The sequence below is a fragment of the Streptomyces tricolor genome (assembly GCF_002155905.1).
Classification (GTDB): Bacteria; Actinomycetota; Actinomycetes; order Streptomycetales; family Streptomycetaceae; genus Streptomyces; species Streptomyces tricolor.
This window is the reverse complement of the sequence record NZ_MUMF01000439.1, coordinates 1-9,622: the sequence shown is the minus strand read 5'-3', so window position 1 is coordinate 9,622 and position 9,622 is coordinate 1. Positions and strand designations below refer to the sequence as shown.

The following is a 9,622-nucleotide window of genomic DNA, read 5'->3' as shown; positions in this document are numbered from 1 at the left end:
CTCCCCCGCAACCCCGTCGGCGGCCATGTGCCGGTGGCCGGCGGACTGCACTCCGTCGGGCTGTCGTACGCCCGTGACCTGAAGGCGGAGGCCGTGCAGGTCTTCGTCGCCAACCCGCGCGGCTGGGCCACGCCCGCCGGGAACCCGCGGCAGGACGAGGCGTTCCGCCAGGCGTGCGCCGAGGAGTCGATCCCGGCGTACGTGCACGCGCCGTACCTGATCAACTTCGGCTCGCACACCGAGGCGACCGTGGAGCGGTCGGTGGAGTCGCTGCGGCACTCGCTGCGGCGCGGGCGGGAGATCGGCGCGCTGGGCGTGGTGGTGCACACCGGGAGCGCGACCGGCGGGCGGGCGCGGGACGTGGCGCTCAAGCAGGTACGCACGCACCTGCTGCCGCTGCTGGACGAGCTGACCCACGACGACGACCCGTTCCTGCTGCTGGAGTCGACCGCCGGGCAGGGGGCCTCGCTGTGCTCGCGGACCTGGGACTTCGGGCCGTACTTCGAGGCGCTGGACGCCCATCCGAAGCTGGGCGTGTGCCTGGACACCTGCCATGTCTTCGCCGCCGGGCACGACCTGACCGGGCCGGACGGCATGCACCGGACGCTGGATCTGCTGGTGGAGACGGTCGGCGAGGGCCGGCTGAAGCTGATCCACGCCAACGACTCCAAGGACGTGGTGGGCGCGCACAAGGACCGGCACGCGAACATCGGCGCCGGCCACATCGGCGAGGACCCGTTCCGGGCGCTGATGACGCACCCGGCGACCGAGGGCGTACCGCTGGTCATCGAGACGCCCGGCGGCAGGGAGGGGCACGCGGCGGACGTGGAGCGGCTGAAGAAACTCCGCGACGACTGACCCGTTGAGGAATACCCCAGGGGGGTATACGGTTCTTGCTGGTCGCAGGAGCCGTCACTCGACATGGGGGCAGTCATGCAGCACGAGACCCACAGCGGGCACGCACACCACCGGACGCACGACCACACGCACGAGCAGGCACACCACCACCACGCACCCGCCGCCACCTGGGCCATGGCCGCGCAGGCGACGCTGCACTGCCTCACCGGCTGCGCCATCGGCGAGGTGCTCGGCATGGTGATCGGCACCTGGCTCGGCTGGGGCAACGCCCCGACCATGGCCCTGGCGATCGTGCTCGCGTTCTTCTTCGGCTACTCGCTCACCCTGCGCGGCGTACTGAAGGCCGGCGTCGGCTTCAAGGCCGCCGTCCGCGTGGCCCTGGCCGCGGACACGCTGTCGATCGCGGTGATGGAGCTGATCGACAACGGTGTGATCGCGCTGTGGCCGAACGCCATGGACGCGCACCTGGGCGACACCCTGTTCTGGGGCGCGCTGGCCGCCTCCCTGGTGATCGCCTTCCTGGCGACCACCCCGGTCAACAAGTGGATGATCGGCCGGGGCAAGGGGCACGCGGTGGTGCACCAGTACCACCACTGAGACCGGGAGTCACAGCTCGGGGCCGTCCCCGGGCTCCTCCTGGTAGGAGTAGCGCTGCTCCTTCCAGGGGTCGCCGATGTTGTGGTAGCCGCGCTCCTCCCAGAAGCCGCGGCGGTCGGCGGTCATGTACTCCACACCCCGGACCCACTTCGGGCCCTTCCAGGCGTACAGGTGGGGCACGATCAGGCGGACCGGGAAGCCGTGCTCGGCGGTGAGCAGCTCGCCGTCCTTGTGGGTGGCGAAGATCGTGCGGTCGGAGGCGAAGTCCGACAGGCGCAGGTTGGAGCTGAAGCCGTACTCCGCCCAGACCATCACATGGGTGACGTCCGGCGCCGGCGGGGCCAGGTCCAGGATCGCGCGGGCCGGGACGCCGCCCCACTCCGCACCGACCATGCTGAACTTCGTCACGCAGTGCAGATCGGCCACCACCGTGGTGTACGGCAGGGCCGTGAACTCGTCGTGGTTCCAGGTGTGCTTGTCACCGTCGGCGGTGGCACCGAAGACCCGGAACTCCCAGCGCTCGGGCCGGAACTTCGGGACCGGTCCGTAGTGCGTGACCGGCCAGCCGCGCTGGAGCCGCTGACCCGGCGGAAGCTCGGAACCTGCCGCTGCCCCAGACTCTCGCTCCACCGGATGACCCATGTATCCATCCTGACAGACCTCGGGCAGTGCCCTTGACCACGCACCCCCGAACCGGACAACTCATACTGACTCAGGGCGTACTTACTAAGTACGCACTTACTGGACGATCTTTCTCGCCGGTGCAATCATGCGGCGCTATCGACCGGGTCCACCTGGAAGGAGCCCACAGCCATGCAAGGCGACCCCGAGGTCATCGAACTTCTCAACGAACAGCTGACCGCCGAGCTGACCGCGATCAACCAGTACTTCCTGCACGCCAAGCTCCAGGATCACAAGGGCTGGACGAAGCTCGCCCAGTACACCCGGGCGGAGTCGTTCGACGAGATGCGGCACGCCGAGGTGCTCACCGACCGCATCCTGCTCCTCGACGGGCTGCCCAACTACCAGCGGCTCTTCCATGTGCGGATCGGTCAGACGGTGACCGAGATGTTCCAGGCCGACCGGCAGATCGAGGTCGAGGCCATCGACCGGCTGCGCCGGGGCGTGCAGGTGATGCGCGAGAAGGACGACATCACGTCGGCGAACATCTTCGAGGCGATCCTCGCCGACGAGGAGCACCACATCGACTACCTGGACACGCAGCTGGAACTCGTGGACAAGCTGGGCGAGGCGCTCTACCTGTCGACCGTCATCGAGCAGAGCCAGCCCGACTCCTCGGGTCCGGGCACGGGCGGCTTCTCCACGCACTGAGCGGCACGCGCCGCCACGAGCGGGGACGCTAGGCGGCGTCGTCCAGCGGTACGAGAGCCGGGGCCCGCTGGTCGATCAGCTCCCGGCGCGGGCAGGCCCCACGGCCGAGCAGCGCCTGGATGCGCCGGACACAGCCGCCGCAGTCGGTGCCCGCCTTGCAGGCGGAGGCGATCTGGCGCGGAGTGCAGGCGCCGTTCTCCGCGTGCTGCTTGACCTGGGCCTCGGTGATGCCGAAGCAGCTGCAGACGTACACGCGGACTCACCTCCCGACGGGGTCGCTCGTTCGTGCCTTCCCCTTCCGGTGAGGCAAACCTAACCTTACCCATCCCACCGCACCCGCAAAAGTGGGTGGGGCGCGGATCCGGTGTGATCCGCGCCCCAGGAGGGTTCATCGGTCCCCGGTCACTGGTCCCGGTACATCTCGGCCACGAGGAACGCGAGGTCCAGCGACTGGCTGCGGTTCAGGCGCGGGTCGCAGGCCGTCTCGTAGCGCTGGTGCAGGTCGTCCACGAAGATCTCGTCGCCGCCGCCCACGCACTCGGTGACGTCGTCGCCGGTCAGCTCCACGTGGATGCCGCCCGGGTGGGTGCCGAGCGCCTTGTGCACCTCGAAGAAGCCCTTGACCTCGTCGAGCACGTCGTCGAAGCGGCGGGTCTTGTGCCCGGAGGCCGCCTCGAAGGTGTTGCCGTGCATCGGGTCGGTCACCCAGGCCACCGTCGCACCGGACGCCGTGACCTTCTCGACCAGCTCGGGGAGCTTGTCCCGGATCTTTCCGGCGCCCATGCGGACGATGAAGGTCAGCCGGCCCGGCTCCCGCTCGGGGTCGAGACGCTCGATGTACTGCAGCGCCTCCTCGGCCGTCGTGGTCGGGCCGAGCTTGATGCCGATCGGGTTGCGGATCCGCGAGGCGAACTCGATGTGCGCGTGGTCCAGCTGCCGGGTGCGCTCACCGATCCACACCATGTGCGCGGAGACGTCGTACAGCTGGCCGGTGCGGGAGTCGACCCGGGTCAGGGCGGACTCGTAGTCGAGCAGCAGCGCCTCGTGCGAGGAGTAGAACTCGACGGTCTTGAACTCCTCCGGGTCGGTGCCGCAGGCCCGCATGAAGTTCAGCGCGTTGTCGATCTCGCGCGCGAGCTGCTCGTAGCGCTGGCCCGACGGCGAGGTGCGCACGAAGTCCTGGTTCCAGGCGTGCACCTGGCGCAGGTCGGCGTAGCCGCCGGTGGTGAAGGCGCGCACCAGGTTCAGCGTGGAGGCCGAGGCGTGGTACATGCGCTTGAGCCGCTCGGGGTCCGGGATGCGGCTGGCCTCGGTGAAGTCGAAGCCGTTGACGGAGTCGCCCCGGTACACCGGGAGCGTCACGCCGTCACGGGTCTCGGTCGGCTTGGAACGGGGCTTGGAGTACTGCCCCGCGATGCGGCCGACCTTCACCACGGGCACGGAGGCCGCGTAGGTCAGGACGGCGCCCATCTGGAGCAGCGTCTTGAGCTTGTTGCGGATGTGGTCGGCGGACACCGCGTCGAAGGCCTCGGCGCAGTCGCCGCCCTGGAGGAGGAACGCCTCTCCCTTGGCGACGGCCGCCATCCGGGCGCGCAGCTGGTCGCACTCGCCTGCGAAGACGAGCGGCGGATACGACTCGAGGTCCGCGATCACTGCGCGCAGAGCCTCGGGGTCGGGGTACTCGGGCTGCTGCGCCGCGGGCAGGTCTCGCCAGGTGTTGCCAGCGCTCGCGCTGGTCTTAGCGTTCACGGTCACCTCGTAAACATTACGGGGTCGTGTCGGGTGTTTTTTCTTCCGGCTCGAAGGGTGAGACGGAGCGATTGCCCCGTGGACGGTCCGGTGGGTGCGGTAGGGTTCCTCGCATGTTCGCGCTTTCGACCCGGAACTGGTGGTGGACCGCTTCTTCGGCGGCCCACTGATCGCGCGTACGACCATACTTCGCGAAGGCCGCCCGAGGGGCGGCCTTCGGCGTATCCGGGGTCGTTCCTCGCCGATATCGATCACACCGATCACATCGACGGAAGAGGAACCATGGACCTGGCACAGCTGCTGAGCGACCCCCGCCCCTTCGCGCTGCTCCGCCGCCGCACCCCGGGCCGCGACGACGGCCTGGTGGAGCTGCTGCTCGGCCCGGTGTCCCGCCGGGAGCGGCTCGCCGACCTGCCCGACGAGGGGCTCGCCCTCGTGCCGTTCCGGCAGATCCGCGAGCGCGGCTTCGACGTCCGCGACGACGGCACCCCGCTGCTGGTGCTGACCCCCGAGGAGTCGTACGAGATCCCGCTCGCCGAGGCGCTGGAGCAGCTCCCGGCGCACGAGGTGCGGGTCGAGGGCGGCGGCTTCGACGTCGGCGACGAGGAGTACGGCGAGATCGTCGGGCGGGTGCTGCGCGAGGAGATCGGCCGGGGCGAGGGCGCGAACTTCGTGATCCGGCGCACGTACGAGGGCGAGATCCCCGGCTTCGGCCGCGCGGACGCGCTCGCGCTGTTCCGGCGGCTGCTCGCCGGCGAGCGGGGCGCGTACTGGACGTTCGTGGTGCACACCGGGGAGCAGACGCTGGTCGGGGCGAGCCCGGAGGTGCACGTGCGGATGAGCGGCGGCACCGTGGTGATGAACCCGATCAGCGGGACGTACCGCTATCCCGCCGAGGGCCCGACCCCCGAGCATCTGCTCGGCTTCCTCGCCGACGGCAAGGAGATCGAGGAGCTGTCGATGGTCGTGGACGAGGAGCTGAAGATGATGTGCACCGTCGGCGACATGGGCGGGGTCGTCGTCGGCCCGCGGCTGAAGGAGATGGCGCATCTCGCGCACACCGAGTACGAGCTGCGCGGGAAGTCCTCCCTGGACGTGCGGGAGGTGCTGAAGGAGACCATGTTCGCGGCGACGGTGACCGGGTCGCCGGTGCAGAACGCGTGCCGGGTGATCGAGCGGTACGAGCCCCTCGGGCGGGACGGTGCGGGGCGCGGGTACTACGCCGGTGCGCTCGCCCTGCTCGGCCGGGACTCCGGGGGCGCCCAGACCCTCGACTCCCCCATCCTGATCCGCACCGCCGACATCCGCGCCGACGGGCGGCTGCGCGTCCCCGTCGGGGCGACGCTGGTGCGCGGCTCCGACCCGGCGGGCGAGGTCGCGGAGACCCACGCGAAGGCGGCGGGGGTGCTGGCCGCCCTCGGGGTGCGGCCGGGACGGCCGCGGGCGGAGCGGGAGCGGCCCCGGCTGGCCGACGACCCGCGGGTGCGGGCCGCGCTGGACGGGCGCCGGTCCTCCCTCGCGCCGTTCTGGCTGCGGATGCAGGAGCGCTCGGAGGTGCTCACGGGCCACGCCCTCGTGGTCGACGGCGAGGACACCTTCACCGCGATGCTGGCGCACGTCCTCAGGTCGAACGGGCTCGACGTGACCGTCCGGCGGTACGACGAGCCGGGGCTGCGGGAGGCGGTGCGGGCGCACGAGGGGACGGTCGTCCTCGGGCCCGGCCCCGGTGACCCCGCCGACCTCGGCGACCCCAAGATGCGGTTCCTGCGGGACCTCACCGCCGAGACGGTCCGGACGCACCGGCACGGGGTGCTCGGCGTCTGTCTCGGGCACGAGCTGATTGCGGCGGAGCTGGGCCTGGAGATCGTCCGCAAGGACGTGCCCCACCAGGGGGCGCAGACGGAGATCGACCTGTTCGGGCGGCCGGAGACGGTCGGCTTCTACAACAGCTTCGTCGCGCGCTGCGACGAGCAGGCGGCCCGTGAGCTGGCGGCGCACGGCGTGCGGGTGAGCCGCGCGGCGAACGGCGAGGTGCACGCCCTGCGCGGCCCCGGCTTCGCGGGCGTGCAGTTCCACCCGGAGTCGGTCCTGACGCTGAACGGGGCGGCGGTCGTACGGGAGCTGATCGGTCAGCTGCGCCGTACGACCGTGTAGCCGCCCGGGCCGGTGGCGCCCTCCGGGGCCGCGGTGCCTTCCCTCCGGGGCCGCCGTCAGCCGAAGAAGACCCCGACCTCCTCGTACAGCTTCGGGTCGACCGTCTTCAGCCGGGCGGTGGCCTCGGCGATCGGGACGCGGACGATGTCGGTGCCGCGCAGGGCGACCATCGTGCCGAAGTCGCCCTCGTGGACGGCGTCGATCGCGTGCAGACCGAAGCGGGTGGCGAGCCAGCGGTCGAAGGCGCTGGGGGTGCCGCCGCGCTGGACGTGCCCCAGGACGGTGGTGCGGGCCTCCTTCCCGGTGCGCTTCTCGATCTCCTTGGCGAGCCACTCGCCGACCCCGGAGAGCCGGACGTGCCCGAAGGAGTCCAGCGACTGGTCCTTGAGGACCATGTCGCCGTCCTTCGGCATGGCCCCCTCGGCGACGACCACGATCGGCGCGTACGACGCCCGGAAGCGGGAGGTGACCCAGTCGCAGACCTGGTCGACGTCGAAGCGCTGCTCCGGGATGAGGATGACGTTGGCGCCGCCGGCCAGGCCCGAGTGCAGGGCGATCCAGCCGGCGTGCCGGCCCATCACCTCCACCACCAGCACCCGCATGTGGGACTCGGCGGTGGTGTGCAGCCGGTCGATGGCCTCGGTGGCGATGTTGACGGCCGTGTCGAAGCCGAAGGTGTAGTCGGTGGCGGACAGGTCGTTGTCGATGGTCTTCGGTACGCCGACGCAGGGCACCCCGTACTCGCCGGACAGGCGTGCCGCGACCCCGAGGGTGTCCTCGCCGCCGATCGCGACGAGCGCCCGGATCTCCTGCTTGGCCAGGTTCTCCTTGATGCGGCGGATACCGTCCTGCACCTTCAGGGGGTTGGTGCGCGAGGAGCCGAGGATGGTGCCGCCGCGGGGCAGGATGCCGCGCACCGCGGGGATGTCGAGGCGGATGGTGTCGCCCTCCAGGGGGCCGCGCCAGCCGTCCCGGAAGCCGACGAAGTCATAGCCGTACTCCTGCACGCCCTTGCGGACGATGCCCCGGATGACGGCGTTGAGCCCGGGGCAGTCGCCGCCTCCGGTCAGTACTCCGACCCGCATGGAAATGTCCCTTCACCGCGGTGACCTGACTCCCCGTCACGCTAATGGTGATTCAGGTCACATCGGGAGAGGCGAGAAGGGTGATTCGGGTGCATTGGCCGGAAGGGCGCTCTACTCGTCGTCGAGGCCGCGCTCTATCGCGTACCGCACCAGCTCCACCCGGTTGTGCAACTGGAGCTTGCCGAGGGTGTTCTGGACGTGGTTCTGCACCGTGCGGTGGGAGATGACCAGACGTTCGGCGATCTGCTTGTAGCTCAGGCCCTTCGCCACCAGCCGCAGCACCTCCGTCTCCCGGTCCGTCAGCCGGGGCGCGCCCGGCTCCTCGGCGTCCGGGGCGGGCACCGGTTCGGCGGCCAGCCGCCGGTACTCGCCGAGGACCAGCCCGGCGAGGCCCGGCGTGAACACCGGGTCGCCCACGGCGGTACGGCGCACCGCGTCCAGCAGTTCCTCGGTGGAGGCCGACTTCAGCAGGTAGCCGGTCGCACCGGACTTCACGGCCTCCAGCACGTCCGCGTGCTCGCCGCTCGCCGAGAGCACCAGGACCCGCAACGCCGGGTTGTGGCCCACGAGTTCCTTGCACACCTGGACGCCGGGCTTGGCCGGCAGGTTGAGGTCCAGCACGAGGACGTCGGGGGCGGCGGCCTTGGCGCGGCGGACCGCCTGCTCGCCGTCGCCGGCGGTGGCGACCACCTCGAAGCCGGACTCGGCCAGGTCACGGGCGACCGCGTCCCGCCACATCGGGTGGTCGTCCACCACCATGACCCTGATCGGGTCCTGCTGCTGTGTCATCGCTGCTCCGCCTTCTTCCCCCGCGCCCGCACGGCGCCCTTCGGTACCTTCAGTTCGACTTCCGTGCCCTGCCCGGGGACGGACAGGATCTCGGCGCTGCCGCCGAGGTCGCGCAGCCGGCCCCGGATCGACAGGGCCACCCCCATCCGGCCCTCGCCCTCGGCCTGCGCCAGCCGGCCCTCGGGGATGCCCGGGCCGTCGTCCCGGACGGTGACGAAGATCTCGTCCGGCTCGTCCTCCACCAGGATCCAGGCCCGCGCCTCCTCCCCGACGTGCCGGCGCACGTTGTCCAGGGCCGCCCCGACCGCGGCGGCCACCTCGCGGGCCGCGGCCGGCGGCAGCGGCACCGGGGCACCGGGCTCGGCGAGGCTGACCCGCGCGCACGCGTAGCCGGCCAGCAGGGTGCGCAGGTCGACCGGGCCGTCCGGGCCGTCCGGACCGTCCTCGTCCGGTTCCTCGACGGCGCGCACGACGGCTCCGGCGGACGCGTCCTCCGAGACCCGGGACACCGGCACCAGACCGCCCGACACCAGCGTGCGCAGGGCCACCTCCTGCTCCCCGGCCAGCCGGCCCAGCTCCGCCGCCTCGCCGCCGAGCGCCGCGCCCCGGCGCTTCACCATCGCCAGCACCTGCAGCACGCTGTCGTGGATGTCCCGGGCCAGCCGCTCCCGCTCCCGGGTCGCGGCCTCGATCTCCAGGGCGCGGGCGAGGGTGCGCTCGGAGGCGCGGGCCACCTCCACGACGTAACCGATCGCGATGGACGCCACCCAGACCAGGATCACGTTGTGCACGGTGTCCCGGGCGGGGTGGCCGCGCTCGATCAGGTTGACCGCGGCCACGGCCGTGGAGGCGACGGCCGCCCAGCGCCAGCCGCCCTTGATGGCGAAGGCCAGCACCGCGCCGGCGGTCCATATCGACGGCAGCGTGGGTCCGCCGCCCGCGATCCGCTCCTGGCTGTCGGCGACCGGGGTGAGCAGGATGCCGACGAGGGCGACGGTCAGGTCGGCGCCCAGGAACCGCCGGGTGCAGCTCGCCGCGCTCGCCACCTTGGGCAGGGT

The 9,622-nt window shown here is 71.5% G+C and carries 11 protein-coding genes; 5 read left to right on the top strand and 6 right to left on the bottom strand.

All coding sequences use genetic code 11. The features are described from left to right. Both CCN44_RS28930 and CCN44_RS28925 read left to right on the top strand, forming a co-directional pair. Positions 1-858: deoxyribonuclease IV (locus CCN44_RS28930; protein ID WP_086700799.1), on the top strand; the 858-nt coding region annotated here is incomplete at its 5' end. 75 nt (positions 859-933) lie between these two features. Beyond that, a complete protein-coding gene (locus CCN44_RS28925) occupies positions 934-1,455 on the top strand; it encodes a DUF4396 domain-containing protein (protein WP_059248857.1) in 522 nt (173 codons plus the stop codon). A gap of 9 nt (positions 1,456-1,464) precedes the next feature. Here CCN44_RS28925 and CCN44_RS28920 read toward each other — a convergent pair whose 3' ends face one another. Next, positions 1,465-2,097 (bottom strand): sulfite oxidase-like oxidoreductase, encoded by a 633-nt coding sequence (locus tag CCN44_RS28920; RefSeq protein WP_059248858.1) that lies wholly within the window; start codon positions 2,095-2,097, stop codon positions 1,465-1,467. A gap of 171 nt (positions 2,098-2,268) precedes the next feature. Here CCN44_RS28920 and bfr point away from each other — a divergent pair, with 171 nt between their 5' ends. Further along, the gene (gene bfr / locus CCN44_RS28915) at positions 2,269-2,787 is read left to right on the top strand and encodes a bacterioferritin (RefSeq protein WP_059248859.1); all 519 of its coding nucleotides are present in this window, start codon (positions 2,269-2,271) and stop codon (positions 2,785-2,787) included. Between the two features lie 28 nt (positions 2,788-2,815). Here the strand turns inward: bfr and CCN44_RS28910 are convergent, their stop codons facing one another. After that, positions 2,816-3,040: a (2Fe-2S)-binding protein gene (locus CCN44_RS28910; protein WP_059248860.1), complete on the bottom strand. Its 225-nt coding sequence runs from the start codon at positions 3,038-3,040 to the stop codon at positions 2,816-2,818. A 149-nt stretch (positions 3,041-3,189) separates the two neighbouring features. Continuing rightward, complete coding sequence (locus CCN44_RS28905; protein ID WP_086700796.1) at positions 3,190-4,542, bottom strand: class II 3-deoxy-7-phosphoheptulonate synthase; 1,353 nt, start codon at positions 4,540-4,542, stop codon at positions 3,190-3,192. A gap of 107 nt (positions 4,543-4,649) precedes the next feature. Between CCN44_RS28905 and CCN44_RS47895 the strand changes: the two genes are divergently transcribed. Together CCN44_RS47895 and CCN44_RS28900 are read left to right on the top strand one after the other, a co-directional pair. Beyond that, the gene (locus tag CCN44_RS47895; RefSeq protein WP_208887084.1) at positions 4,650-4,706 is read left to right on the top strand and encodes a trp operon leader peptide; all 57 of its coding nucleotides are present in this window, start codon (positions 4,650-4,652) and stop codon (positions 4,704-4,706) included. A gap of 112 nt (positions 4,707-4,818) precedes the next feature. After that, positions 4,819-6,690: an anthranilate synthase family protein gene (locus CCN44_RS28900; protein WP_086700793.1), complete on the top strand. Its 1,872-nt coding sequence runs from the start codon at positions 4,819-4,821 to the stop codon at positions 6,688-6,690. Between the two features lie 56 nt (positions 6,691-6,746). Here the strand turns inward: CCN44_RS28900 and CCN44_RS28895 are convergent, their stop codons facing one another. The 3 genes from CCN44_RS28895 to macS form a co-directional block, all read right to left on the bottom strand. After that, positions 6,747-7,775, bottom strand: a complete 1,029-nt coding sequence (locus CCN44_RS28895; RefSeq protein WP_059248863.1) for a 6-phosphofructokinase — start codon at positions 7,773-7,775, stop codon at positions 6,747-6,749. 111 nt (positions 7,776-7,886) lie between these two features. Continuing rightward, positions 7,887-8,564 carry a response regulator gene (locus CCN44_RS28890; protein WP_059248864.1) on the bottom strand — a complete coding sequence of 226 codons (678 nt, stop codon included), beginning with the start codon at positions 8,562-8,564 and terminating at the stop codon, positions 7,887-7,889. After that, a partial coding sequence (gene macS, locus CCN44_RS28885; RefSeq protein ID WP_086700790.1) for a MacS family sensor histidine kinase occupies positions 8,561-9,622 on the bottom strand: 1,062 nt, incomplete at its 5' end. The genes macS and CCN44_RS28890, both read right to left, overlap by 4 nt.

Bases quoted from the DNA above. Each gene is read 5' to 3' on its own strand.
- CCN44_RS28925 (WP_059248857.1), top strand. From the start codon at position 934: ATGCAGCACGAGACCCACAGCGGGCACGCACACCACCGGACGCACGAC.
- CCN44_RS28920 (WP_059248858.1), bottom strand. From the start codon at position 2,097: ATGGGTCATCCGGTGGAGCGAGAGTCTGGGGCAGCGGCAGGTTCCGAG.
- bfr (WP_059248859.1), top strand. From the start codon at position 2,269: ATGCAAGGCGACCCCGAGGTCATCGAACTTCTCAACGAACAGCTGACC.
- CCN44_RS28900 (WP_086700793.1), top strand. From the start codon at position 4,819: ATGGACCTGGCACAGCTGCTGAGCGACCCCCGCCCCTTCGCGCTGCTC.
- CCN44_RS28895 (WP_059248863.1), bottom strand. From the start codon at position 7,775: ATGCGGGTCGGAGTACTGACCGGAGGCGGCGACTGCCCCGGGCTCAAC.
- CCN44_RS28890 (WP_059248864.1), bottom strand. From the start codon at position 8,564: ATGACACAGCAGCAGGACCCGATCAGGGTCATGGTGGTGGACGACCAC.